Here is a 25,592-nt window from a genome sequence, read left to right as displayed (position 1 = left end):
GCGTGGCGACGGGGAATGCAAATCCCCCGACAGCCCGCGCCGACCGTGAAAATCTTCTCTCGGATGGCGGATCTTTGGAATTCATCCCGGCCTGGCAAAGGGCTAGCAACGGGAAAGACGGCAACGCTTGTCGTGATTTTTACGGAAGGTGCAGGACCATGGGCGCGCGACGGCTGAAACTGGGCTTCATGATGCATGGCAACGGCACGGGCTGGGGCGACTGGCGCCATCCGGCCGCGCATCCCGGCGCCTCGACCGATTTCGGCTATTACCGGCGCCAGGCGCAGGTCGCCGAGGCGGCGAAGTTCGATTTCCTGTTCGTCGCCGACAGCGTGCATATCACGCCCAAGTCCAGCCCCCATTACCTCAACCGCTTCGAGCCCCTGACCATCCTGTCGGCGCTGGCGGCGGTGACGGATCGGATCGGCCTGGTCGGAACCCTGACCGTAAGCTATGCCGAGCCCTACAACGTGGCGCGGCAGTTCGCCTCGCTCGACCATATCTCGGGCGGGCGCGCGGGCTGGAACGTGGTGACGAGCTGGCTGGAGGGCTCGGCCCGCAATTTCAGCCGCGACAAGCATTACGATCACGCCACGCGCTATCGCCTTGCCGCCGAGCATCTGGACGTGGTGCAGGGCCTGTGGGATTCGTGGGAGGACGATGCGCTGGTCCACGACAAGGCGTCGGGCCGGTTCTTCGACCCCGAAAAGCTGCACCGGCTGGACCATCGCGGGCCGTTCTTCCAGGTCGAGGGGCCGCTGAACATCGCGCGCTCGCCGCAGGGCCAGCCGGTCATCTTCCAGGCCGGAGCATCCGAGGACGGGCGCAACTTCGCCGCTGCGCGATCGGATGCGATCTTCGTGCAGGACGACGACCTGCTGTCCGCCAGGGCCTATTACGCCGACGTGAAGCGCCGCGCGGCAGGCTTCGGCCGCAACCCGGCGGATCTGTTCGTTCTGCCGGGTCTGCGCCCGGTCATCGGCTCGACCGAGGAGGAGGCCGAGCGCAAGTATCGGGATTTCATCGCCCTGACCTCGATCGAGGATGCGCTGCTGATCATGGCGCGGTCCTTCAACGAGCACGACTTTTCGCAATACGATCTGGACGCCCCCTTTCCGGATGTCGAGCGCTTCGCGCAGAACTCGAACCGCTCGACCTCGGGACGAGTGATCCGGCTGGCGCGCGAGGGCAACCTGACCCTGCGCGAGACGGCGCAGCGTTTCGCCACGCCGCGCACCGATTTCGTCGGCACGCCCGAGCAGGTCGCCGATGCCTTCGAACGCTGGTTCCTGGAGCCCGCGGCGGACGGCTTCGTCTATAACAACTCGTTGCCGGACGAGCTTTCGGTCTTTGCCGAAACCGTCATTCCCATCCTGCAGGACCGCGGGCTGTTCCGCCGCGAATACGAAGGCACCACCTTCCGCGATTCGCTGGGGCTGGCCAAACCCGTGAACCGCCACACCTCCCGGCGCATCGCGGCCGAGTGACAGAAAGGAACCGTCATGACCTCAATCTCTCGTCGCGGATTTGGCACGCTTTTGGCAGCCGCCGCACTGGCGCTGGCCACGCAGGCGGGCGCGCAGGATCTGTCCGGCGTCACCCTGCGCGTCGGCGACCAGGTGGGCGAGCAGCGCGCCCGGCTCGAGGCCGCGGGGCTGCTGGACGACCTGCCCTACAAGATCGAATGGTCGGTCTATCCGGCCGCGGTGAACCTGCATGAGGCGCTGAAGGCCGAGGCGGTGGACATCGGCATGTCCGCCGACAGCCCGGCGGTCAGCGCCATCGCCGGCGGCTCCAGGATCAAGATCGCAGCGGCCTTCCACAACGGCGGGCTGGGCACCTCGATCATCGTGCCCAAGGACAGCCCGATCCAGAGCGTCGAGGACCTGAAGGGCAAGACCATTTCGCCCACCACCCGGGGCAGCGTGGCGCATTACCTGACCCTGGGCACGCTGAAGAATGCCGGGATCGATCAGCAGGACGTCAAGCTGGCTTTCCTGACCCCGGCCGACGCCTCGGCGGCCTTCCAGTCCGGCGGGATCGACGCCTGGGCGATCTGGGGCATCTACAAGGCGCGCAGCATCGGCGTGCTTGGTGCCCGCGAGCTTTACGACGGCCAGGGCGTGAACACCGGCAATATCGTCTATGCCGTGACCGAAAAGACCCTCGGCGACCCGGCGAAGATCGAGGCGATCAAGGATTACCTGGCCCGGATCGAGAAAAGCTACGAATGGGCCCGCGAGAACCGCGAGGACTTCCTGACCTTCTACGAAGGCTTCAGCAAGCAGGACCGCGCCACCGTCGAGCCGCTTTACGCCGAGCAGACCGCCTACAAGCGGCTGCCCATCGACGACGCCTTCGTCGCCAGCCTGCAGAACGTCTTTGCCACCTGGGTCGAGGCCGGGGTGCTTGACGGATCGCTGGACCTGTCGGCCCATGTCTATCGCGGCCTGCCCGTCATCGCGCTGAACTGACATGAGCATCACCGAGATCGACCGCAGCTATGCCGCACTGCGCAAGGATCGCCCGGCCGAGCCGGCGGATGCGCTGGTGCGGCTGACCCCGGCCACGGCCCGCGGGCGGCAGGTGCCGCGCTGGCTGCGCCGGGGCATCGGCCCGGTGGCGCTGGTGCTGGTCTGGCATCTCGCCTCGATCACCGGCGTCCTGCCCGCCGAGGTGCTGGCGGGGCCTGCCACCGTGCTTTCCAGCGCCGCGAAGCTGATCCAGACCGGCGAGTTGCAAGAGGCGGTCGTCGTATCGATGCAGCGCGCGATGAGCGGGCTGCTGATCGGCGGCACCATCGGCGTCGCGCTTGCCATCCTGTCCGGCCTGACCCGGCTGGGCGAGGATCTGGTCGACGCGCCCATGCAGATGCTGCGCACCGTTCCGAACGTGGCGCTGATCCCGCTGCTGATCATCTGGTTCGGCATCGGCGAGGCGCCGAAGATCGCGCTGATCGCGCTTGCGACGGCCTTTCCGTTGTATCTCAACGTCTATGCCGGTATCCGGGGCGTGGACCAGTCCCTGATCGAGGCCGGGCGGACGCTGGGCCTTGGCCGTGCCGGGCTGGTGCGCCATGTCATCCTGCCCGGTGCGCTGCCCAATGCCCTGGTCGGCCTGCGCTATTCGCTGGGCATCGCCTGGCTGGCGCTTGTCTTTGGCGAGCAGATCAACGCCACCGCCGGCGTGGGCTATCTGATGGCCAATGCGCGCGAATTCTTCCAGACCGACGTGATCGTCGTCTGCCTTGTCGTCTATGCCCTGCTCGGCCTTGCCGTCGATCTGGTGGTGCGCAGCTTGGAAAGGATCTTCCTGTCATGGCGACCCAACTTCACCGGAGCCTGAAAACACCTGCGGCGGTCGCGGTGCGGGGGCTCAGCCGCGCCTTCGGCCCGCGCCGGGTGATCGACAACCTGGACCTTACCATCCGGCCGGGCGAATTCGTCGCGCTGCTGGGCGCCTCGGGCTGCGGCAAGTCCACGCTGCTGCGCATCCTGGGCGACCTGGACCCGGAGTTCGAGGGCGAGGTGGTGGTGCCTTCGCGCCGCGCCATCGCCTTCCAGGCGCCGCGGCTGATGCCGTGGAAGCGGGTCTGGCACAATGTCGTCCTGGGCTTGCCGGGCCGCCCCGACCGAAAACGGGCCGAGCGCGCGCTGGACGAGGTCGGCATCGGTCATCGCGCCGATGTCTGGCCCAAGGTGCTGTCGGGCGGCGAGGCACAGCGCGCCGCCCTGGCGCGGGCGCTGGTGCGGGAACCCGACCTGCTTTTGCTGGACGAACCCTTCGCCGCGCTGGATGCGCTGACCCGGATCAAGGCGCAGGCCCTGGTGGCCGAACTGTGGCAGCGCCACGGCTGCGCGATCCTGCTGGTCACTCACGACGTCGAAGAGGCGATCCTGCTGGCCGATCGGGTGCTGGTGATGAAAGAGGGCGTAATCGCCCATCACGAACCCATCGCGCTGGACCGGCCGCGCGACGTGGCCGACCCCGAATTCGCCCGTATCCGCGGGGCGTTGCTGGACTGGCTGGGCGTGGCGCACGGGGCCGCGCATTGAGACAGGGCCTTTCGATCACGACCGATGTCCTGGCCATCGGCGGCAGCATGGCCGGCGCCTGGGCCGCAAGTGAACCGGAAAACGCCGCTGCGCGACCGCAGAAGGAGGAAAAGGATGCCCCACGACCACGACCATCATTCCCATGACCATCAAGAGGCGCCGCGCTGGAAATATGACGGCGTGCGGGTCATCAAGGGGGACCGGCTGGATTCCAGCACCGCCCAGACCCCCGGCATGTTCCGGCAAGCGGCGATCAACCATGCCCGCGTCGGCGCCCAAAGCATCTGGGCCGGGACGGTCGCCATCGAGCCCGATGCCAAGACCGGCGTCCATCATCACGGGCCGCTGGAAAGCGTGATCTATGTCGTGCGCGGCAAGGCGCGGCTTCGCTGGGGCGAGCGGCTGGAATATGTCGCCGAGGCCGGTCCGGGCGATTTCATCTATGTCCCGCCCTATGTCCCGCATCAGGAGATCAACGCCGATCCCGACCAGGTGCTGGAATGCGTGCTGGTGCGTTCGGACAACGAGGCGGTGGTGGTCAACATCACCGATGTCGATCCGGTCGAGGCCCCGGAAAGCGTCTACTGGGTCGATCCCATCCACCCGGCCCCCACATCCTGAAGGAGACATCATGTCCAACCGTATCACCGCCGCCGAGCTTTCCGCCGACCTGTCGGGGATCGATCTGCTGATCGACGTGCGCGCGCCCAAGGGAAGGGCCGAAAACGGAGAGATCGCCTCGGCCGTCATCCTGCCCAAGCCGCTGGTGGCCGAGGTCTTCGCCGGACCCCTTGCCTCGGTGCCGAAGGATGCCCGCATCGTCGTCTTTTGCGGCTCGGTCAACGGCTCCGGTCCCGTGGTCGGGACGCTGGCCGGGCTTGGCTTCACCAATGTCGCCGATGTCGAGGGCGGCTATGCGGCACTGAAGGAACGCGGCGTCGCCTGAACGGCGGCGTCTGAACGACATCAACGCTTTCTGGAAGACCATGTCATGCGCATCGCGCTTACCCTGTTTCTGCTTCTCAGCCCGGCTGTGGCCCTTGCGCATCCCGGGCATCTGCATGGCGGCGGCTTCGCCTCCGGTTTCTCGCATCCCCTTCTGGGCCTGGATCACGTCTTCGCCATGATCGCCGTGGGTCTTTGGGCCGCCTCATTGGGAGGGGCCGCCGCGCCGATCCTTCTCCTGGCCTTTCCGCTGGCGATGATCGCGGGCGGATTGCTGGGCGCGGCGGACGTCCCCCTTCCCGCCGTCGAGGCGGGGATTGCCGCCTCGTCCATCGTGATCGGGGTCGCCGTCATGCTGGCCCTGCGTCCGCCGCTATGGGCGGCTGGCCTGGTCGTTGCGGCCTTTGCCGTTTTCCACGGCCATGCGCACGGCACCGAGATGCCTGCCGCCGGCAATCTCGCGCCTTATGCGGCCGGGTTCGTGCTGGCGACGCTTCTGCTGCATCTGGCGGGTCTTGGCATCGGCAGGGTGGGGCGCCTGCATCCGGGGCCGATGCTGTCGCGTGGGCTGGGTGCGGTCATCGCGCTTGTCGGGTCGTTCGCGCTTGGCGGGCTGGCCGGATGATGACGTTGCGCCGCAGTGGCGGCGCAACGACAAGAACCAACCGTTCCCCTTGCCGGCATTCCCAAGCCCGACAGGATGCGGGTGCCGGAACTTGCACGATGTGAATGGATCGAGGGGCGCGAAAACGCCATCGCGCTTTTGTCCTGCCATGGCGTAGACAGCGAGGCTGCGGCGGGAAAGATCCGCACGCCCAGCGTATAAGGGATCATGCCGCCCGCCTGGGTAGACCGAGCCGTCTACGCGGATCGCCGACAAGCGAGCCGACCGCCACCGACAGCAGCGCGCCCACCGCCGATCATCCCCAGCCACATCCGGGATTGCGTCGGGATTGAGGTCGCAGCGCACCAGATCACCCGGTGCAGGCCCCCTGCCGGCCTGTGCCGGTGGGCTCTACATGCGGGGTGCAATTATTGTCGACTATAAAATTGTTGACATTAAGACAATATAGCCGCACTCTCCGATTCAGCGAAGCATTCGGAGGGAGGAGCCGGAAATGCTTGCACTATCGCTGGTCCTGAACGGCATCGTTCTGGGCTCGGTACTGCTCTTGTTCAGCCTTGGGCTGACCCTGATCTACGGCGTTGGCCGGATCGTGAATTTCGCCCATGGCGCCTTGTTCAGCGCCGGGGCCATGGCGGGCGTCTGGCTGGTCGCCTCGGGCGTTCCCTTCGGCGTGGCGCTGGTCGTCGCGCCGGTGGCGGTAGGACTGATCGGCGTGCTGATCGACTGGGCGATCCTTGCGCGGATCCGCGACCGCCCGATGGTGGACAGCCTGCTTCTGACCTTTGGTCTGGCGCTGCTCATCACCGGCATTCTTTACGAACTCGGCGGCCGCAACGTGCAGATCATGCCGGTTCCGCAGGTGCTGGGCGGCGTGATCTCGCTGGGGGGCATCAGCCTGCCGACCTATCGCGTCTTCGTCTCGGTGCTGGCCATTGCGCTGACGATCGCACTGATCCTGTTCCTGAAGAACTCGAAATGGGGCTTGCGCGTGCGCGCGGCCAACGACGACCCCGAGATGGGCGCCTGCATCGGCATCGACCGCGAACGGCTGATGCATTCGGTCGTGGGCGTCAGCGCCGCCCTGGCCGCGGCGTCGGGGGTCGCGGCGGCGCCGATCTTCACCGCCCATGCGGTGGTCGGCGACAAGATCCTGATCCTGGCCTTCATGACGGTCATCCTGGGCGGTCTCGGCAGCCTGAGGGGCGCGATGGTCGCGGCCTATGCGGTCGGCCTGATCCTGGTCTTTGGCGAGGGCTATTTCGGCGGCCAGCTGGCGCTGATGCTGCTGTTCATCGTGGTCATGGCGATGCTCATCAACTGGCCGCGCGGATTTTTCGGCGAGGGGAGGACCGAATGATCGCAACAACCCTATCGGAGCGGCGTGTCCGCAGCCGGGGCGGCCTGGTCGGGCTGGCCGTCATCGCGGCCGCGGGGCTTTGCCTGCCCTTTGCGAGCGCGGGCCAGCCCTTCCTGCTGATGCTGGCGTCCCATGCGCTGATCGCGGCGATCCTGGCGCTCAGCCTTGACATGCTGACCGGCAATACCGGGCTTTTGTCCTTTGGACATGCCGCCTGGTACGGGTTCGGCGCCTATGTCGCGGGCCTGCTGTCGAAAAGCGTCAGTTCGGACATCGCCGTGCTGATCCTGCTGACGCTGGCGGCGACGCTGCTGGTTTCTGGGGCTATCGGCGCTATCCTGGTGCGCCAGGTCGGCAAGACCTTTGCGATCCTGACCCTGGCGCTGAGCCAGATCATGTTCGCGCTCGTCTTTGTCTTTTCCGACATCACCGGCGGCGAGGACGGCTTGCAGGGCATCCCCATGGCCACCTTCTTCGGTGCGCAGACCGTCAGCCCGGCGACCTGGTATGCGATCCTGCTGGGCGCGTTGCTGCTGGCGCTGGCCGGGGCGCTGCATATCCGGCGTGCGCCGCTGGGGCGGGCGTGGCTGGCCATCCGCGAGAACAGCGAGCGGGCGCGGTTCATCGGCATGAACGTCATCCTGCTCAAGCTGATATCCTATATGATCTCGGCCTCGCTCGCTTCCCTCGCCGGGGTGCTGTTCGTGCTGTTCAACGGTGCGACCTCGCCCGACCTGCTGCATTGGCTCGAATCGGGCAAGGTGCTGATGTATGTCGTCCTGGGCGGCGTGGGCACGATCTTTGGCCCGGTCATCGGTGCGGTGGTCTTTACCCTGGCCGAGCATTACGTCAGCAGCTTCACCGATGCATGGCTGATCTATTTCGGTGCGCTTTTCGTGCTGATCGTCATCGTCGCGCCGGGCGGGCTGTTCGGCGGCGCGGCCCGGATCGCGACGCGCCTGTCGGCACGCAAGCCGGGGCGGAGGGCCGCGCAATGATCCTGGAAGTCAACGAACTGACCAAGCATTTCGGCGGGCTGAAGGCGGTGAACGGGGTCGACCTGCGGGTGGAGCAGGGTTCGATCCACTCGATCATCGGTCCCAACGGCGCCGGCAAGACCACGCTGTTCAACCTCATCACCGGGTCGATCCCGCCGATGTCCGGCACCGTCCTGTTCGACGGCCGCGACATCACCGGCTGGCCGCCCGAGCGGCTGGCGCGCGGCGGTGTCGCGCGTACCTTCCAGCGCACCAGCATCTTCATGGACCTGCCGGTGCTGGAAAACGTCGCGCTGGCGATCCGTTCGCGCGAAGGGCGCTCGGCCTCGCTGTGGCAGTCCCATCAGCACGAGGACGAGGCCGCCGACGAGGCGTGGGGTATCCTTGCCAGCGTCGGGCTGCGCGGGCGCGAGGATGCGAAGGCCGGAATGCTGGCGCATGGCTATCAGCGCGCGCTGGACATCGCCATCGGCCTTGCGCTGAAGCCCCGGCTGATCCTGATGGACGAACCACTGGCCGGCATGTCGCGCGGCGACCGCGAGACCATCGCCGCGCTGATCACCATGCTGCGCGAGACCATGGGCCTGACCATCATCGTGGTCGAGCATGACGTGGGCATGGTCATGCGCCTGTCCGACCGCATCACCGTCATGCAGAACGGCACTGTCATCGCCGATGCCCCGCCCGACGAGATCCGCGGCAACGAGGCCGTCCGCCAAGCCTATCTGCACGGGAGTTTCGCACAATGAACGCGGTGCTTCGTTACGAGAACCTCTCGGCCTTCTACGGTGCCAGTCAGATCCTGCACGGGCTCAGCTTCGAGGTGCCGGCCGCCTCGGTGGTGTGCCTTCTGGGCCTGAACGGCATGGGCAAGACCACGACGCTGCGCGCGACCATGGGGCTGGTGGACCGGACCGAGGGACGCATCACGCTGAACGGCCGGGAACTGGCGGGTCCGACCTTTCGCCGCGCCCAGATGGGGGTGACGCTGGTGCCCGAGGATCGCAAGGTCTTTGCCAATCTGACGGTCGAGGAGAACCTGGAAGTCGCGCGCCGGCCGACCGGCTCCGGCCGGGACTTCAGCATCGCCGAGGCGGTCGAGATCTTTCCCCGCCTGGGCGAGCGGATGGGCCAGAAGGCCGGCACGATGAGCGGGGGCGAGCAGCAGATGCTGGTCGTGGCCCGCGCCATGCTGGCCAACCCGGCCTACATGATGCTGGACGAGCCGACCGAGGGCCTGTCGCCCAGCTATGTCGGCGCCATCGCCCAATCCATCGAAGAGGCGCGCAAGCGCGGCATCGGCGTCATCCTGGTCGAGCAGAGCATCCCGCTGGCACTTTCGGTCGGGGATGCCTTCCATGTCGTCGAGAACGGCCAGATCACCCGCAGCTTCGCCCGCGACGAGGCGCTGGCGGATCGCGAGGGGCTGGAACGGATGCTGACGGTCGAATGACCCGTTGTCGGCGGCGGCTTGCACGGGGCGGAAAGGGGCGCGGCCATGGAACGCGCGGGGCTTTCACAGATCAACATTCAGGAATGAGATGAGAACCGAAATCGAATCCAAGGAACTGCTGGCGCGCTATGGCATCGAGACCACGCTGCCGGAACTGGCGACCTCGCCGGACGATGCCCATGCCATCGTCTCGCGCATCGGTGCCCCCTGCGCGCTGAAGGTGGTCTCGCCCGACATCGTCCACAAGGTCGATGCCGGCGGCGTGCGCCTGTCGGTGGCGGCGGACGGGGCGGCGGATGCCTGGCGCTCGATCATGGATGCCTGCCGCGCCTCGCATCCCTCGGCCCACATCGAGGGCGTGCTGGTCGAAGAGATGGTGCCTGCCGGGCTAGAGGTCTTCATCGGCGGGCGGATCGATCCGGATTACGGGCCTGTGGTGCTGTTCGGCGCCGGCGGCAGCGGGGTCGAACAGCGCGGCAAGCCCGTCGCAGCGCTGGCGCCGCTGACCGAGGCGCAAGGCCGGGCGATGGTCGATGCGGCCTTTCCCGCCCCCTTCGCCGGCGGGGATGCGGCCGGACGCGCCGCGCTGACCCGCTGCCTGATGGCGGTCGGCGGACCGGACGGCATGTTGCTGAACGAGGAGATCGCCGAACTCGACATCAACCCGATCATCCTTTGCGGCGCGCGGGCGGTCGCGGTCGACGCGGTCGCGGGCGGCGTGCGTCCCGCCACCACCCCGCGCGGCGATGCGGAAACCGCGGCCGCGCTCGACACCCGCCGCGCCCGGCTGGCGGGGATGAGGGCGCTGTTCAATCCCGGGGCCATCGCCTTTGTCGGCGCCTCGACCTCGGCCGACAAGCTGGGCCATCACATGATCCGCAACCTCGTGGATTTCGGCTTCACCGGCCCGATCTATCCGATCCACCCCAGCGCCGACGAGATCTGCGGCCTCAAGGCCTATCCGACGATCACCGATGCGCCGGACGGGATCGACCGCGCGCTGGTCGCCGTCGCCAGCCATCGCGTGCCCGACGTGCTGGCCGAATGCCGCGCCAAGGGGGTCAAGCTGGCGCAGGTGCTGACGGCGGGCTTCGCCGAGTTTTCCAGCGACAGCGCCGGCCTGGAGTGCCGGATGCTGGAACAGGTCGCGGACGGGGCGATGCGCATGGTCGGGCCGAACTGCATCGGCACCTTCTCGGCCGCCTCGCGCATGGCGGTCGGGGCGGCGCGCTACAACCCGACCGAGGGCGGGGGCATCACCTTCTTTTCCCAAAGCGGCACCTTTGCCGGCGACGTGGTGCGCCGCGCGCAGGTCTGGGGCCTGCCGCTGGGACGGGCGCTGTCCTGCGGCAACTGCTCGGACGTGGACATGGTCGATCTGCTGCTGCAGGCCGAGCAGGATCCCGAGACCGAGATCATCGCCTTCTACATGGAATCGCTGCGCGATCCGGGGCTGTTCTTCCGCGCCGCCGCCGCGATGGCCAAGCCCGTGGTGATCCTGCGCGGAGCGCAGACCGAGCAGGGCCAGGTGGCGGCCTCCAGCCATACGGCGGCGATGGCGACGGACGGCCTGCTGTGGGACGCGGCGCTGGCGCAATCGGGGGTGATCCAGGTGTCCAATGTCGACGACCTGATGGACACGCTGCTGGCGCTGGCCGCGCATGGCCGTGGCCCGGGCGAGCGGCTGGCGATCTTCGGCTCGGGCGGCGGGGTCAGCGTCACCGCGTCGGACGCGGCGGCACGCGCGGGGCTGACCGTGCCCGCGCTGGATCCGGCGACCGAGGAAGGGCTGAGGCGCTTCGGCATTCCCGGCACCAGCGTCGCCAACCCCATCGACATCCCGGTCTGGGGCCTGCGCGATGGCGACCGCTATATCTTCGAGGAGATCATCAACCTGCTCAAGGACTCGCCGGTCATCGACCGGGTGGTGGTCTTCGTCGAGATGGGCTGGGTGCTCGACTTCATGGAAAGCGACGAGGCGGGGCTGGTCGCGCTGGAACGGATCTGCGATTCGATCGCCCGCGCGCGCCCCGACGGCGCGGCCATGTCGCTGGCATTGCGCAGCTCGGGCGACAAATACCAGGACGATTTCGTCCGCGACCAGCGCAGGAAGTTCCTGAAACGGGGCATATCGGTATATCAATCGACATCGCGGGCCGTTCGTGCTCAGGCAAGACTCATTCACGGCATGAGGGTATTGAATTGATCAATCGCGCTTCCAGCAATCCGCAAACCCCGACATTCGGCACCCATGTCGATCTGGCCAGGACATTTCGGACCGATCCGGCCGAGGCCGATGGCATGCAGACCCTGCCCGAACAGCTCAGCGCCAGGATCATGGCGCTGATCATCAACGGCGAGTTCGAACCGGGCCAGCGGTTGCAGGAAAGCGCATTGGCCGAACGGTTCGAGGTCAGCCGCGGCCCGATCAGGGAAGCGTTGAGGATTCTGGAGCGCGAGGGGCTGGTGACCATGGCCTCGCGCCGCGGCGCCAGCGTCACCCGGCTGACCGCCGAGCGGCTGCGCGACATCTTCAACGTGCGCGCGGCGCTGATGGGCATATGCGCCGAGGAACTGGCCGAACGGCGGGACCCCGAGGTGCAGTCGATCATGGACGAGGGGACCCGGCGCCTGCTGGCGGCCAACGAGGCCGGTGACGAGGAGGAGTTCATCGCCATCGTCTATCAACTCAGCATGTATATCTCGGAGGCGGCCGGCAACGAGATCGCGCGCTCGATCCTGTTCTCGCTGGGCCGCCAGACGCTGCCACTGACGCGGCGCCTGTTCCAGGACGAGGCCGAACGCCTGACCTGGGCCGGCAACTGGCAGGCGATCAGCGAGGCGATCCGCGCGGGCGATCCCGTCCGGGCGCGTCAGGCGGTGCGCAAGCTGCTGGCCGATATCAGAACGGGAGTTCTGGCCGTGCAAGAGCGTCTCGAAGAAGAGCGACGTTCCGCCGGGTCATAATCAACGGGTTCACAAAGCGGGAACGGACCCGGTCGTCGGCGCCTCGGGGAGGGGGCGCCGGGTGGCTGCTCATGCCCGCATCGCAGGAGTGGAGGAGAGAATGGGAAAGTTTCGTCTTAGCGGGATGGCGGCCTGCGCGCTGGCGGCCTGCGCCGCGTTGCCGGCAGGCCCGGCGGCGGCCGAGGTCGCCATCGGGGTGTTCGTGCCCACGACCGGGGTGCTGGCGCCCCTGGGCAACGACATGCGCAACGGCTTTCTGCTGGCCGCGAAGGGTGCCACCGTCAAGGGCGAGCCGGTCAGGCTGATCGTCGAGGATACCGGCGGCAATCCCGCCAACGGGTTGCGCAAGGCGCAGAAGCTGGTGCTGGAGGACGAGGTCTCGCTGCTGCTGGGCGGGGCGAGCAGCGCGGTCACGCTGGGCATCAACGCCCAGGCGCCGCGGCTGAACGTGCCCATCGTCACCACCAACGCCCAGGCGGTGCCGATCACCGGCGAGCAATGCAGCCGCTTCATGTTCCGCACCGTGCCCCATGACGGCAATACCGCCAAGGCCAGCGCGGCGATGTTCGCCGAGCGTCCCGACATGATCGGACGGAAATGGTTCGTGGTCTATCACGACTATGCCTATGGCCTGTCCAACAAGGCGGAGTTTTCGCATATACCCGGCATCCAGATCGCCGGAGAGGCCGGCCGCCCGGTGGGCACGGCGGACTGGTCCAGCGCCATCGCGCAGATCCAGGCCAGCGATGCCGACGGCATCTACCTGGCGCTGGCGGTGGGCGACGACCTGACCGCCTTTGTCAACCAGGCGCGCGGCTATGGGCTGGACTTTCCGATCATGACCCCGGCAGGCATCCCCGACACGATGCTGCAGGCGCTTGGCAAGAACGGCGTGGGCATGATCGCCAACGGGCTGACCGCCTCGTGGATGCAGGAGGATGAGAGCCCGCAGATCGCGGAGCTGGTCAAGGCCTATCACGAGGAATACGGCATCGTGCCGGGCTATCAGGCCATCCAGGCCTATGCGGGGATGCAGTTCGTGCTGGCCGTGCTGGAGGCGGCGGACGAGATCTCGACCGATGCGATCATCAAGGCACTCGAAGACACTGTCGCCGAAACCGTGGTGGGTCCCATCGATATCCGCGCCGAGGATCACCAGGGGATGCAAGGCACCTTCGTCGCCGAGGCGGTCGCCCTGGAGCCGCCGCGGCACGGCGCATCCATCGGCTGGAAACCCATCACACGGATGAGCTGGGACCAGATCAACCTGCTTCCCGAGGAAACCGGGTGCAAGGGTTTCTGACCCCGCCCCCCGCCACGCTTTGACAGGAAAGAGCAGCCATGGCCGGAAAACCGCTATCCATCGGATTGATCCTGTTCTGCCAGGTCTCGGCCATGACGCTGTGGTTCTCGGCCACGGCTGCGGCGACGGCGCTGGTGGCCGATGGCACCCTGTCGGGCCAGCAGGCGGGCCTGTTGACCGGCGCGGTGCAGCTTGGCTTCGTCGCCGGGACCCTGCTCAGCGCGCTGACCGGCATGGCCGACCGCTTCGATCCCCGGCGGCTGTTCGCCGCCTCGGCCATAGGCGGGGCGGCGGCCAATGCGCTTTTGCTGGTCACGGGCTTCGACGGCGCGGTGACCGTGGTGCTGCGCTTTGTCACCGGCATGACGCTGGCCGGGGTCTATCCCGTGGGCATGAAGATGGCCGCAGGCTGGACGCAGAAGGGCATGGGGCTGATGATCGGCGTGCTGGTGGGCGCGCTGACGCTGGGATCGTCGCTGCCGCACCTGTTCAACGCGGTGGTCGGGCTGGACTGGCGCACCACGATCGTCATCTCCAGCCTTTGCGCGGCCAGCGCGGCGGGGGCGATCCTGTTCTCGGGTCTCGGCCCGCATCTGCGCCGCGCCGCCCGCTTTCGCCTGTCCGAGGCCCGGCAGGCCGTGTTGCGCAAGCCGGTGCTGCTGGCGAATGCCGGATATCTTGGCCATATGTGGGAGCTTTACGCCATGTGGGCCTGGATCGGCGTGTTCCTGGAATGGGCGCTGGCGCAGGCGGCAAGCCCGCTGGCCGCGAAATCGGGGCTCGTCACCTTCGCGGTGATCGCGGTGGGTGCCATTGGCTGCGTCGTGGCCGGGATGCTGGCCGACCGCTTCGGCCGCACCACCGTCACCATGGCGGCCATGGCGATCAGCGGCGCCTGCGCCCTGCTGATCGGCCTGACCCCGGCGCTGGGCGCCTTCGCCGTCATTGCCGTCGCGCTGATCTGGGGCGTCAGCGTGATCGCCGATTCGGCGCAGTTCTCGGCCAGCGTCGCGGAACTGTCCGAGCCCGAACTGGTCGGCACCATGCTGACGCTTCAGACCTGCATGGGCTTTCTGCTGACCTTCCTCATCATCCAGGCCATGCCGCTGATCGTCGCGGCCAGCGGCTGGAGCCACGCCTTTGCCACGCTGGCCATCGGCCCCTGGCTGGGCGTGCTGGCCATGTGGCGGCTGCGCAGGCTGCCCGAGGCCAAGCGCCTGGCCCATGGCCGGCGCTGAAACCGCAATCCTCAGCAACGGAGTTCCCGATGGAATGGGATACGCTTCTTTATGACCAGCCCGAGCCGGGCATCGCCGTCGTCACCTTCAACCGGCCCGAGCGCGCCAATGCCATGAACCAGCACATGCTGGCAGAGCTGGACCAGCTTTGCACGCTGATCTCGCGCGATGACGGCATCCGCGCCGTCATCGTCACCGGCGCGGGCAAGGCGTTCTCGTCCGGCTTCGACCTCAAGGCCCAGGCCGAGGCGACGCCGCAGGGCGTGCGGGAATGGGAGCCGGTGCTGGAGGCCGATTTCCGCGGCATCATGTCCTTCTGGAACCTGGCGGTCCCGACCATCGCGGCGGTGAACGGCCCGGCGCTTGCCGGCGGCTTCGAGCTGATGATGGGATGCGACCTCGCGCTTTCCGTGGAAAGCGCGGTTTTCGGCGAGCCGGAGCTGAAATTCGGCGCCGGCATCGTCGCCATGCTGCTGCCATGGCATGTGCCGCCCAAGATCGCCAAGGGCGTGATCTTTACCGGCGAGGATTCGATCTCGGCGCCCCAGGCGCTGGACTGGGGCCTGATCAACCGCATCGTGCCGGCCGAGGATCTGCTGGCCGAGGCCGCGGCGCTGGCCCGGCGGATCTCGCGGCTGGACGCGATGGCGATGCGGCGGACCAAGCAGGCGATGCACCGCAGCTATGAGCTGATGGGGATGCAGGCGGCGCTGCGGGCCTCGCTGGATATCGACATCCTGCTGGAAGGCGAGGGGACGGATCTCAAGCGCGGCTTTCTCAAGGTGCTGCGCGACCAGGGGCTGGGCAAGGCGCTGGCCTGGCGCGAGGCGCGCTTTGCCGGCGCATGACATCAAGCGAAAGGGGAAAACCATGTTCGACGCAATCCTGATCGACAAGGACGAGAGCGGATATTCGGCCAGGCTGGCGCAGCTCGACGATGATGCGCTGCCCGAGGGCGACCTGACGGTCGCGGTCGAATGGTCCACGATGAACTACAAGGACGCGCTGGCGCTGACAGGGAAAAGCCCGGTCGTCCGCCGCTTTCCTATGGTTCCCGGCATCGATTTCGCCGGCACGGTCGTCCAGTCCGGCAGCGATGCCTTCCGGCCGGGCGACAAGGTGGTCCATACCGGCTTCGGCATGGGCGAGACGCGATGGGGCGGCTATGCCGAACGGATGCGCGTGGCCTCTGAACGCACGCTGAAGCTGCCCGAGGGTCTGGACACAAGGCAGGCGATGGCCATCGGTACGGCCGGGTTTACCGCAATGCTATGCGTGCTCGCTCTTGAACGGCATGGCGTGAAGCCCGACGACGGCGATGTTCTGGTGACCGGGGCAACGGGCGGCGTCGGCAGCTTTGCCGTGAAGCTGCTCGCCGGCCGGGGCTACCGCGTCGTCGCGGCGACCGGCAAGGCCAGCGAGGCCGACTATCTGACCGGCCTCGGCGCAGCCGAAATCCTGGATCGGGCCGAGCTTTCGGCACCCGGCAAGCCGCTGGGCCGCGAACGCTGGCTTGGTGCGGTCGATGCCGTGGGCGGCGTGACGCTGGCCAATGTATGCGCGGGCACGGAATATGGCGGCACCGTTGCAGCCTGCGGCCTGGCCGAGAGCATGGAGTTTCCCGCCACCGTCGCCCCCTTCATCCTGCGCGGCGTGACGCTGGCCGGCATCGACAGCGTGTTCTGCCCGATGGCGCTGCGTGCCCAGGCCTGGAAGGCGCTGGCGAAGGAGGTCGAAGCGAGGACGTTGGAGCAGGTCGCGACCGAGATCGCCCTTGCCAAGGTGCTCGACCGCGCGCCCGATCTGCTGGCCGGAAAGGTGCGAGGGCGATTGATCGTGAACGTCCGGGACGGATGACGACTCGCCATCCGTCACCGATCTCGGGACGAGGGCATGATGTCTGCTGATGCCGGGACCGGCCCGCAAAGGGCGTGGCCCGAAGGCCATCTCCGGCATCCGCCGCGGCCCTGGTCAGCGAGGTTTGATGGCGTTGATGGCGAGGGATGCGCTGTTTCCGCCGTTCCGGGGCGGGGAAGGCGCGGGATGACGCGGCGAGTTCCTCCAGATCAGAAGGCTTGCCCAGATAATCGTCCGCGCCGGCATCGAGACCGAAGACTCGGTCGCGCACCTGATCGCGCGCCGTCAGCAGAAGGACCGGGATTCGCGATCCCCTGCTGCGCAGTTCAGCCAGCAGGTCCAGGCCCGAGCCGTCGGGCAACATGATGTCCAGGACCATGCCTGCGAAGCCGCCACCCTCCAGCGCGGCGCGGGCATCGGTCAGGGTGCCGACGGTATCGGCCGTGAACCCCGACAGCCCCAATCCGGCGCTGAGGCCGTGGACAGGACCGGATCGTCCTCGACAACCAGCAAGCGCATCCGTGTTTCCCCGTAATTCGTGACGATCACGCTATCGTCGACGGGGCTTAAGCTGGGCTTAAGGTGGCATCCTTAGCCAGTCCCCATGATGACGATATTGTTCCCCAACCCTGTTGCGGTGACGCTGGACGAGACGCGCCTGCGCGGCGGTCGGCTTAAGCCTGCCTTCCTTTTGCAGGAACAACCGCCGGGTGGGGCATGACCCGCAGACAAGGAAAGGAGCGGCAAGATGAGCGACATCAACCGTCGCCGTGCCTTGGGACTGGGCGTGATCGCAGTCGGGGGGCTGGCCATGCCGGCGGTCCTGTGCGCGCAGAAAGGGCCGCGCCGCAATATCAGCAGTTTCACCATGCAGCGCTGGCAGGATCATTTCGATACGCTCGGCAAGGGCGCCATCGTCGCCGACACCAAGTCCCGCGCCCTGCATTTCTGGAGTGGGGACGAGGCGATCTATCGGGTCTATCCGACCTTGGTCCCGATCTCGGACGCGTTGACCAAGCGCGGCCATACCGAGATCGTGCGCAAGAAAGAGGGGCCAGGCTGGACCTCCACCGCCTCGCAGATGAAGCGCTTTCCCGGCTGGAAGCCGGTCGCCGGCGGCGATCCGGCGAACCCGCTCGGCAGCCACGCGATGTATCTGCCCTGGCCTGCCTCTCTGATCCATGGCACCCATGACACGCGCAAGATCGGCCGGCTGCCCTCGGACAGCTGCATCGGGCTCTGCAACGAGAAGATTGCCGAGCTGTTCGCGCTTTGCCCGGTCGGCACGCAGGTGCGGATCATTTGAACCAAGGGGCGGCGGGGCATTTCCGCCGGTCCGAAACATGAAGGAGACATCATGCAACGCCGTCACCTCGTCCTTGCGGGTGCCAGCCTGCTGGCGCTGCCGGTTCTGGGTCGCGCCGGCCTTGCGCAGGAAACGCGCGACAACCCGATGCCCGACGACCTGCGCCAATCGCTGGAGCGTGACCCCACGGCGCCGGTTCTGGGCAACCCGCAGGGCGACATCACCCTGACCGAGTTCTTCGACTACAACTGCCCCTTCTGCCGCAAGATGGTCGAGCCGATCCATCGGCTGATCACCTCGGACAGGAACCTGCGGGTGGTGTTCCGCGAATGGCCGGTCTTCGGCGAGGATTCGGACTTTGCGGCACGGGCCTCGCTCGCCTCGCTGCAACAGGGGAAATACTGGCAGATGCATAGGGCGCTGTTTCGGACGAAGGGCCGGGTCACCGAGGCCGCCACGATGCGGGCTGCGCGCGATGTCGGCCTGGATACCGCACGGTTGGAGCGCGACATGGCGGCCGAGCCGGTCGAGCGCCACATTTCCATGAGCCATATGCTGGCCGAGCATATGGGCCTGATCGGCACCCCCACCTTCGTCGCAGGCGACGAGGGCGCGTTCGGCGAATACAGCCTCGACGACCTGCGCGGGCTGGTCCGGCGCGCGCGGGAGACGATGGGCTGAGAAGGGGGTCGGAAACCGCCTCGCATGATCAGAGCCGCCCGAAGGGGCAGTCTGTGCGTTCGAGCGGCCCATGCCATGCAGGGCGGGCGTCTGGGCGCTCTTGATGAACCCCCCGAGCGCCCTTGATGCACAGACCCACGAGACGATAAACGGGACACCTCGAGATAAGCCGGGCGGCACATTGCGGATGAAGAAACGGACGATACAGGATGCCAGCCTTGTCGCGGTCGTTCTGATCACGACGGTCGCGCTGATCTGGGTCGTGCTGCCATTCTATGGCGGCGTGCTTTGGGCAGTCATCCTTGCCATCCTGTTCAGCCCGCTCCACGACCGGCTGGAGCATGGGCTGGGCGGACGGCGCAATCTGGCCGCCTTGCTCAGCGTGCTGGCCTGCATCTTCATCGTCGTCATTCCCGCCACGCTCATCCTGGGGGCGCTGGCCCGGCAGGCGACGAGCGTCTATCAAAGCGTCAGCTCGCAAGAGCCGGATCTGGCGGCGGTCATGGATCAGGTTCGCGGCGCCATGCCGTCCTTCGTCCTGGATGCGCTGTCGGCGATGAACCTCGGCAGCTTCGAGGAGATCCAGTCCCGGCTGGTCTCCTTTGTCGGGCAGGCGGCGCAGTTCATCGCGTCCCGGGCGATGGTGATCGGGCAGGGGGCCGCGCAGTTCTCGATTGGGCTCGGCGTCATGCTCTACGTGCTGTTCTTCCTGTTTCGCGACGGCCGGGGATTGGTCGGGTCCATCAGCGCCGCCAGCCCGCTGAGCGCGCCGCACACCCGGCACATCATGCAGAAATTCGTCGATGTGGTGAAGGCGACCGTCACCGGCAACGTGATCATCGCGACCATCCAGGGCACCATCGGCGGCGTGACCTTCTGGCTGGTCGGGATCGAGGCCGCGCTGCTCTGCGGCGTGATCATGGGCGTGCTGTCGCTGCTGCCCGCCGTGGGCGCGTTCCTGGTCTGGCTGCCTTTCGCCGTCTATTACCTGATCACCGGCGCCTACCTGAAGGGTATCGTCATCATGGCGGTCGGGGTTTTGGTCATCAGCACCATCGACAATCTCCTGCGCCCGCCGCTGGTGGGCCGGCGCAGCAGCCTGCCGGATTACGTCGTGCTGGTCTCGACCCTGGGCGGCATTTCGCAGATGGGGATGAACGGCTTTGTCGTCGGCCCTCTGATCGCGGCGTTCTTCATCGCGGTCTGGAGCCTGTTTCGCGACGAGCAGTGATCCGGGCACGGGATGCAATGAAACCGGCGGATGCGATCCCGTGCCGCCGGATTTTTCCCAGGTTCGCAGCAGCGTCCCCCGTTCACCAGCCTGCCGCGTCCAGCCGCCCTGCGGGGCGAGTGTTTACTCTGACGCCGACGCCTTCATTCGTCCTGCCTGTGCCTCGGCACCCTTAGTCCCAGCCGATACTTGGCGACCGTCCGGCGCGAGAGGCGGATTCCTCGCGCCGCAAGCTCTTCGGCAAGGCGTGCATCGGTGCAGCGGTATCCCTCGGGCCAGTCGCCAATGATCTGGGAAAGGGTCTGCAGGACGCCCTCGCGGTCCAGGTCGGGGTTGTGCGAACTGATCGGCGGTTTCAGAAGGTCGCGCAAATGCACGGGACCGGCGGGCGTTCGCATGACCACTCCGGCGACCGCGCGGCTGATGGTGCTTTTGCTGAGGCCCAGACTCGTGCCAAGCGCGGTCATGGTCAGCGGACGCCGTGCGCCATGGCCAAGCAGCCAGGACGACTGGATCTCGATCAGCGCCGTGCCGATCCGCAGCAGCGTCTGCATGCGGTTCTCTACCGCCGCGACCAGACCCTGCGCCATGGCCCGCGCTTCGCCGTCGCCTTCGTCGCCAAGGGCCAGTGCAAGCGACGGGCCGGGCTTCAACACGCCCTGCGCCGTCAGTTCCAGCTCGGGGGGCGGCCCGCCGGCAGCCGGGATGCCCAGCGGTGCCGGCGTGAGGGCGCGGATGTCCGCGATCATGTCCCCTGCATCCTCGTGATCCGTTCCAAGAAAGGCGGCGATCGCCGAAAGATTGCCTTCGGCAACCAGATCCAGCCGGTCGAGCAGCCGGTCCATCCATGGGTCCAGCAGGTTCTTCGCCCGCAGTTGCAGGCGGAAACACTCGGACATGTCGCGGGCAAAGACGCCGTGCGGTTCAAGCCGGTGCAGATGCGGCAGCAAGCCCTCGAGGACGGCGGGCGTGGTGCCCAGCCAGCCGGCGATCTCGGCCAGCGGATCGGCCAGCAGGCCGCGGTCGTCGAGGCAATGGACCAGTTCCCGCGCGATCCGCATCTGGTCCGCCGGCAGAGGCAGCAGTCCGATCTGCGCGATCAGCTCGGCGCGCGGATCGTCCGGCTGCGGCAGCAGATCGGGATCCGCGCAAGTCAGGGCCGGGTTGCGCGCCAGTTCCAGCCTGATCCGGCGCGACAGCCGCCCGGCATCCATGCGCAGCACATCCAGCGACAGCTGCATCTTCTGGCTGAGCGCCAGTTTCCCGATCTGCCTTTGCGTCAGTTCCTGCCGCATCCGCCCCGCCGCCCGGCTGTTGCGCCGCAACTGTGGCACGCCACAGCCGCATCACACGCAACCCATTGAAAAGCCCACATCCATATTTTGGCACGCTTGTTGCTTGCAGTATCAACAGGGAGGACAGACATGGTCAAGGTCGGCATCATTGCCAATCCGATTTCGGCCCGCGACATCCGGCGGGTGATCTCGCATGCGGGCAACCTGCCCATCAACGACCGCGCCAATATCGTGCTGCGCATGATGGCCGGGCTGGCTGCGGCGGGGGTCGAGGAAGTCGTGGTCATGCCGGAAAACGGCGGCATCCGCTTTCACCTGGAGCGCAGCATCCAGCGCGAATTGCGCCTGGGCCACGCGAATTTCCCGCGCCTGCGCTATCTCGACATGCCCGTCACGGCCACGCCCGAGGACAGCGCCCGCGCCGCCCGCATGATGGCCGAGGACGGGGTGCGCGCCATCGTGGTGCTGGGCGGCGACGGTACCAATCGCGTGGTGGTCGGTGCCTGTGGCGCGGTGCCGGTGGCCGGCGTCTCGACCGGCACCAACAATGCGTTTCCGGAACTGCGCGAGCCGACCATCACCGGCCTGGCCGTGGGCCTGGCCGTCACCGGGCAGGTGCCAGAGCCGGTGGCGCTGCGCCCGAACAAATGGCTGGAGGTCACGCTGGGCGAGCGGCGCGAGATCGCGCTGGTCGATGTCGCGGTGGTCGAGGACCGCTTCGTCGGTGCCCGCGCCATCTGGAAAACCACCGGGTTCCGCGACCTGTTCGTGACCTTCGGCCTGCCGCAGGCCATCGGCATGTCGGCCATCGCCGGCCTTTGCGACCCGGTGGACCGCGCCACGCCCGAGGGCCGGCATGTCCGGCTGTCGCCCGATGCGCCGCGCCAGTTGCTGGCCCCCATCGCGCCGGGGCTGATCGACCGGGTGGGCATCGCGGGGGTCGCGCGAATGGCGCCGGGCGAGGCGCATCGCCCCTCGATCCCCGCCGGCACGCTGGCCTTCGACGGCGAGCGCGAACTGACATTCACCGAAGGCGACCGGGTCTCGGTGCGGCTGGTGCCCGACGCCTTCCGCACCATCGACGTGCCCGCCTGCATGGCCCATGCCGCGCAGGCCGGGCTGTTCATCCGCAACCCAGACTGAACCAGACAAGGGAGGAGTTCATGTCCAATCCGTTTCCGCTGCCGAAAGAGCAGCTTCTGGACGCCTATCGCAAGATGAAGACCATCCGCGATTTCGAAGAGCGGCTGCATGTCGATTTCGCCCGCGGCGAGATCCCCGGCTTCGTCCACCTTTATGCCGGGGAGGAGGCGACGGCGGTCGGCATCATGATGCATCTGCACGACCGAGACCGCATCGCCTCGACCCATCGCGGCCACGGCCATTGCATCGCCAAGGGCGTCGACGTCAAGGCGATGATGGCCGAGATCTATGGCAAGGCCACCGGCTGCTGCGCGGGCAAGGGCGGCTCGATGCATATCGCCGACCTGTCCCTGGGGATGATGGGCGCGAACGGCATCCTGGGCGCCGGTGCGCCGCTGGTTTGCGGCGCGGCGCTGGCGGCGCAGAAGCTGGGCCATGACGGCGTCGGCATCACCTTCTTCGGCGACGGCGCCTCGAACCAGGGCACGGTGCTGGAAAGCATGAACCTGGCTGCGATCTGGAACCTGCCGGCGATCTTCGTGGTCGAGAACAACGGCTATGCCGAATCGACCTCGGTCGATTACGCCACCGCCTCGGACAGCTATGTGGACCGGGCGACCGGCTTCGGCATGCCGGGGATCACCGTGGACGGGCTGGATTTCTTTGCCGTCTACGAGGCGGCGGGCGAGGTCATTCGCCGCGCCCGCGAAGGCGCCGGGCCGACGCTGCTGGAATGCAAGAACGTGCGCTTCTTCGGCCATTTCGAGGGCGACGCCCAGACCTACAAGGCGCCGGGCGAGAACGAATACAACCGCGCCAACAACGATTGCCTGAAGCTGTTCCGCCAGAAGGTGACCGAGGCCGGGGTGATCTCGGAGTCCGAGCTGGACTCCATCGACGCCGAGGTGGCGCAGTTGATCGACGAGGCGGTGGCCGAGGCCATCGCCGCGCCGCTGCCCGGCCCCGAGCAGCTGACCACCGACGTCTATGTGAACTGATCGAGCGAGGGAGGAAAAGGAAATGGCACGCATCATCAGCATGAAGGACGCGGTGAACGAGGCGCTGGATCAGGAGATGACCCGCGACCCCACCGTGATCATGATGGGCGAGGATATCGTCGGCGGCGCCGGCGCGCAGGGCGAGGACGACGCCTGGGGCGGGGTTCTGGGCGTCAGCAAGGGGCTTTACGCCAAGCACCCGAACCAGATGATCGACACGCCGCTGTCGGAAAGCGCCTATGTCGGCGCGGCCATCGGTGCGGCGACGGCGGGACTGCGGCCGGTGGCGGAACTGATGTTCATCGACTTCATCGGCGTCTGCCTGGACCAGGTCTTCAACCAGGCGGCGAAGTTTCGCTACATGTTCGGCGGCAAGGCCGAGACCCCGGTGGTGATCCGCGCCATGTGCGGCGCCGGTTTCCGCGCCGCCGCCCAGCACAGCCAGATGCTGACGCCGCTGTTCACGCATATCCCCGGCCTCAAGGTAGTCTGCCCCTCGAACGCCTATGACTGCAAGGGCCTGCTGATCCAGGCGATCAGGGACAACGACCCGGTGATCTTCCTCGAACACAAGAACCTTTACGCCAGCACGGCGGATGTCCCCGAGGAGCCCTATACCATCCCCTTCGGCGAGGCGAACATCGTCCGCGAGGGCCGGGACGCCACCATCGTCACCTATGGCCAGATGGTCGGCCGCTCGGTCGAGGCTGCCGAGCTGCTGAAGAAGGACGGCGTCGATGTCGAGGTGATCGACCTGCGCACGCTGTCGCCCATCGACATGGACACGGTGCTGGAAAGCGTCGAGGCGACCGGCCGGCTGGTCTGCGTGGACGAGGCGAACCCGCGCTGTTCCATCGCCGCCGACATTGCTGCGACGGTGGCGCAGGACGCCTTCGACGCGCTCAAGGCACCCATCCGGATGGTGACGCCGCCGCATGCGCCGGTGCCTTTCTCGCCCTCGCTGGAGGATGCCTATGTGCCCTCGGCCGAGCGCATCGCCGCGGCCGTCCGCAAGACGCTGGAGGACTGACATGGCAGACATCACTCCGATCCTGATGCCGAAATGGGGCCTGTCGATGAAGGAGGGCAAGCTTGCCGCCTGGCATGTCGCCGAGGGCGCCGAGATCAAGCCCGGCGACGAGATCATGGATGTCGAGACCGACAAGATCGCCAATGTGGTCGAGGCTGCCGACGGCGGGCTCTTGCGCCGCCGCATCGGCGTCGAGGGCGAGACCTATCCGGTGCGCGCGCTTCTGGCCGTCATGGCGCCGCCCTCGGTCGCGGAGGACGAGATCGACGCCTATGTCGCGGCCTACGAGACCCCTTCGGCCGGTGACGACGAGGGCGAGGAAGGCCCGAGCTATCAGTTCGCCGACCTGCCCGCCGGCCGCATCCGCTATGCCGAGCGACCGGGCGAGGGCGTGCCCCTGATCCTGATCCACGGCTTCGGCGGCGATCTGGACAACTGGCTGTTCAACATCGACGCGCTGGCGGAAAACGCGCCCGTCTATGCGCTGGACCTGCCCGGTCATGGCCAGTCGGTGAAATCGGCGCGCCCGGCAGGGCTGGAGCTGATGGTCCAGACCGTGATCGCCTTCATGGACCATCTGGGCATCGACAAGGCGCATCTGGCCGGCCATTCCATGGGCGGGCTGGTTGCCGGCACGCTGGCGGCGCAGCATCCCGCGCGCGTCGCCTCGGTCACGCTGATCTGTTCGGCGGGGCTCGGGTCCGAGATCAACTCGGACTATATCGACGGCTTCGTGAGGGCCGCCGGTCGCAAGGACCTGAAGCCGGTGCTGGCGCATCTGTTCAAGGATCAGTCGCTGGTCAGCCGCGCGATGGTCGAGGATTTGCTGAAATACAAGCGCCTCGACGGCGTGCAGGACTTCCTGACCGAACTGGCCGGCAGCCTGTTCCGCGAGGGCCGGCAGGCCCAGCAGGTGGCCGAGGCGCTGGCCGCCTCGGGCGTGCCGGCGCAGGTGATCTGGGGCGAGGCCGATGCCGTCATCCCCGCCGCCCATGCCGAAAGCCTGCAAGGCGCGTCCCGCCATGTGGTCTCTGGGGCGGGCCACATGGTGCAGATGGAGCAATCGGCCGAGGTGAACCGCCTGATCCGCGACTTCATCGCCTGAGA

Annotated in this window: 25 protein-coding genes and 1 pseudogene; 24 read left to right on the top strand and 2 right to left on the bottom strand. The window is 67.3% G+C overall.

Annotated features, from left to right (window positions below; all coding sequences use genetic code 11):
• The first annotated feature begins 158 nt into the window (after positions 1-158).
• From QPR87_RS14420 to acuI, 17 genes are all read left to right on the top strand, one after another.
• Positions 159-1,487 carry an LLM class flavin-dependent oxidoreductase gene (locus QPR87_RS14420; RefSeq protein WP_285049967.1) on the top strand — a complete coding sequence of 443 codons (1,329 nt, stop codon included), beginning with the start codon at positions 159-161 and terminating at the stop codon, positions 1,485-1,487.
• Positions 1,488-1,502: 15 nt separating this feature from the next.
• Positions 1,503-2,474, top strand: a complete 972-nt coding sequence (locus QPR87_RS14415) for an ABC transporter substrate-binding protein (RefSeq protein ID WP_285049966.1) — start codon at positions 1,503-1,505, stop codon at positions 2,472-2,474.
• A gap of 1 nt (position 2,475) precedes the next feature.
• On the top strand, positions 2,476-3,345 hold the full coding sequence (locus QPR87_RS14410) for an ABC transporter permease subunit (RefSeq protein ID WP_011751223.1): 870 nt from the start codon (positions 2,476-2,478) through the stop codon (positions 3,343-3,345).
• A complete protein-coding gene (locus QPR87_RS14405; protein ID WP_231000733.1) occupies positions 3,318-4,055 on the top strand; it encodes an ABC transporter ATP-binding protein in 738 nt (245 codons plus the stop codon). Before QPR87_RS14410 ends, QPR87_RS14405 begins: the two co-directional genes overlap by 28 nt.
• Before the next feature lie 114 nt (positions 4,056-4,169).
• Complete coding sequence (locus QPR87_RS14400; RefSeq protein ID WP_011751221.1) at positions 4,170-4,676, top strand: cupin domain-containing protein; 507 nt, start codon at positions 4,170-4,172, stop codon at positions 4,674-4,676.
• A gap of 10 nt (positions 4,677-4,686) precedes the next feature.
• On the top strand, positions 4,687-5,001 hold the full coding sequence (locus tag QPR87_RS14395; RefSeq protein WP_011751220.1) for a rhodanese-like domain-containing protein: 315 nt from the start codon (positions 4,687-4,689) through the stop codon (positions 4,999-5,001).
• Between the two features lie 45 nt (positions 5,002-5,046).
• Positions 5,047-5,625: a HupE/UreJ family protein gene (locus QPR87_RS14390; protein WP_285049965.1), complete on the top strand. Its 579-nt coding sequence runs from the start codon at positions 5,047-5,049 to the stop codon at positions 5,623-5,625.
• 493 nt (positions 5,626-6,118) lie between these two features.
• Positions 6,119-6,985 carry a branched-chain amino acid ABC transporter permease gene (locus QPR87_RS14385; protein WP_285049964.1) on the top strand — a complete coding sequence of 289 codons (867 nt, stop codon included), beginning with the start codon at positions 6,119-6,121 and terminating at the stop codon, positions 6,983-6,985.
• Positions 6,982-7,983, top strand: a complete 1,002-nt coding sequence (locus tag QPR87_RS14380) for a branched-chain amino acid ABC transporter permease (protein ID WP_285049963.1) — start codon at positions 6,982-6,984, stop codon at positions 7,981-7,983. Before QPR87_RS14385 ends, QPR87_RS14380 begins: the two co-directional genes overlap by 4 nt.
• Complete coding sequence (locus tag QPR87_RS14375) at positions 7,980-8,732, top strand: ABC transporter ATP-binding protein (RefSeq protein ID WP_285049962.1); 753 nt, start codon at positions 7,980-7,982, stop codon at positions 8,730-8,732. Before QPR87_RS14380 ends, QPR87_RS14375 begins: the two co-directional genes overlap by 4 nt.
• Positions 8,729-9,436 (top strand): ABC transporter ATP-binding protein, encoded by a 708-nt coding sequence (locus QPR87_RS14370; protein WP_011751215.1) that lies wholly within the window; start codon positions 8,729-8,731, stop codon positions 9,434-9,436. Before QPR87_RS14375 ends, QPR87_RS14370 begins: the two co-directional genes overlap by 4 nt.
• An 88-nt stretch (positions 9,437-9,524) precedes the next feature.
• Positions 9,525-11,642: an acetate--CoA ligase family protein gene (locus QPR87_RS14365; RefSeq protein WP_285049961.1), complete on the top strand. Its 2,118-nt coding sequence runs from the start codon at positions 9,525-9,527 to the stop codon at positions 11,640-11,642.
• Positions 11,639-12,403, top strand: a complete 765-nt coding sequence (locus QPR87_RS14360) for a GntR family transcriptional regulator (RefSeq protein WP_285049960.1) — start codon at positions 11,639-11,641, stop codon at positions 12,401-12,403. Before QPR87_RS14365 ends, QPR87_RS14360 begins: the two co-directional genes overlap by 4 nt.
• 100 nt (positions 12,404-12,503) lie before the next feature.
• The gene (locus QPR87_RS14355; protein ID WP_285049959.1) at positions 12,504-13,706 is read left to right on the top strand and encodes an ABC transporter substrate-binding protein; all 1,203 of its coding nucleotides are present in this window, start codon (positions 12,504-12,506) and stop codon (positions 13,704-13,706) included.
• Between the two features lie 38 nt (positions 13,707-13,744).
• Positions 13,745-14,944 carry an MFS transporter gene (locus tag QPR87_RS14350; RefSeq protein WP_285049958.1) on the top strand — a complete coding sequence of 400 codons (1,200 nt, stop codon included), beginning with the start codon at positions 13,745-13,747 and terminating at the stop codon, positions 14,942-14,944.
• Between the two features lie 29 nt (positions 14,945-14,973).
• Positions 14,974-15,792: an enoyl-CoA hydratase/isomerase family protein gene (locus tag QPR87_RS14345; RefSeq protein ID WP_285049957.1), complete on the top strand. Its 819-nt coding sequence runs from the start codon at positions 14,974-14,976 to the stop codon at positions 15,790-15,792.
• Positions 15,793-15,814: 22 nt separating this feature from the next.
• Positions 15,815-16,801, top strand: coding sequence for an acrylyl-CoA reductase (NADPH) (acuI, locus tag QPR87_RS14340; RefSeq protein ID WP_285049956.1), 987 nt, complete (start codon positions 15,815-15,817; stop codon positions 16,799-16,801).
• 178 nt (positions 16,802-16,979) lie between these two features.
• Here the strand turns inward: acuI and QPR87_RS14335 are convergent.
• Positions 16,980-17,320, bottom strand: a pseudogene (locus tag QPR87_RS14335) (response regulator); the annotation flags it as partial.
• A 229-nt stretch (positions 17,321-17,549) separates the two neighbouring features.
• Between QPR87_RS14335 and QPR87_RS14330 the strand changes: the two are divergent.
• From QPR87_RS14330 to QPR87_RS14320, 3 genes are all read left to right on the top strand, one after another.
• Positions 17,550-18,107: a L,D-transpeptidase gene (locus QPR87_RS14330; RefSeq protein ID WP_285049955.1), complete on the top strand. Its 558-nt coding sequence runs from the start codon at positions 17,550-17,552 to the stop codon at positions 18,105-18,107.
• Positions 18,108-18,158: 51 nt separating this feature from the next.
• Positions 18,159-18,788: a DsbA family protein gene (locus QPR87_RS14325; RefSeq protein WP_285049954.1), complete on the top strand. Its 630-nt coding sequence runs from the start codon at positions 18,159-18,161 to the stop codon at positions 18,786-18,788.
• Between the two features lie 187 nt (positions 18,789-18,975).
• The gene (locus QPR87_RS14320) at positions 18,976-20,019 is read left to right on the top strand and encodes an AI-2E family transporter (protein ID WP_285049953.1); all 1,044 of its coding nucleotides are present in this window, start codon (positions 18,976-18,978) and stop codon (positions 20,017-20,019) included.
• A 143-nt stretch (positions 20,020-20,162) separates the two neighbouring features.
• Here QPR87_RS14320 and QPR87_RS14315 read toward each other — a convergent pair whose 3' ends face one another.
• Positions 20,163-21,353 (bottom strand): RNA polymerase factor sigma-54, encoded by a 1,191-nt coding sequence (locus QPR87_RS14315; protein ID WP_285049952.1) that lies wholly within the window; start codon positions 21,351-21,353, stop codon positions 20,163-20,165.
• 90 nt (positions 21,354-21,443) lie between these two features.
• On the opposite strand from QPR87_RS14315, the gene QPR87_RS14310 reads away from it, so the two are divergent.
• The 4 genes from QPR87_RS14310 to QPR87_RS14295 are packed head-to-tail and all read left to right on the top strand — an operon-like array spanning position 21,444 to position 25,590.
• Positions 21,444-22,457, top strand: coding sequence for an ATP-NAD kinase family protein (locus tag QPR87_RS14310; protein ID WP_285049951.1), 1,014 nt, complete (start codon positions 21,444-21,446; stop codon positions 22,455-22,457).
• 20 nt (positions 22,458-22,477) lie between these two features.
• Positions 22,478-23,455, top strand: coding sequence for a thiamine pyrophosphate-dependent dehydrogenase E1 component subunit alpha (locus QPR87_RS14305; RefSeq protein WP_285049950.1), 978 nt, complete (start codon positions 22,478-22,480; stop codon positions 23,453-23,455).
• Between the two features lie 22 nt (positions 23,456-23,477).
• Positions 23,478-24,485: an alpha-ketoacid dehydrogenase subunit beta gene (locus tag QPR87_RS14300; protein WP_285049949.1), complete on the top strand. Its 1,008-nt coding sequence runs from the start codon at positions 23,478-23,480 to the stop codon at positions 24,483-24,485.
• A 1-nt stretch (position 24,486) separates the two neighbouring features.
• Positions 24,487-25,590, top strand: a complete 1,104-nt coding sequence (locus QPR87_RS14295) for an acetoin dehydrogenase dihydrolipoyllysine-residue acetyltransferase subunit (RefSeq protein WP_231000742.1) — start codon at positions 24,487-24,489, stop codon at positions 25,588-25,590.
• The last annotated feature ends 2 nt before the right edge of the window (positions 25,591-25,592 follow it).

Origin of the sequence: Paracoccus sp. SSJ (assembly GCF_030234105.1) — a bacterium.
Classification (GTDB): domain Bacteria; phylum Pseudomonadota; class Alphaproteobacteria; order Rhodobacterales; family Rhodobacteraceae; genus Paracoccus; species Paracoccus denitrificans.
Note: the sequence above shows the minus strand (reverse complement) of the source record. Positions and strands in the feature narration are given on the sequence as shown.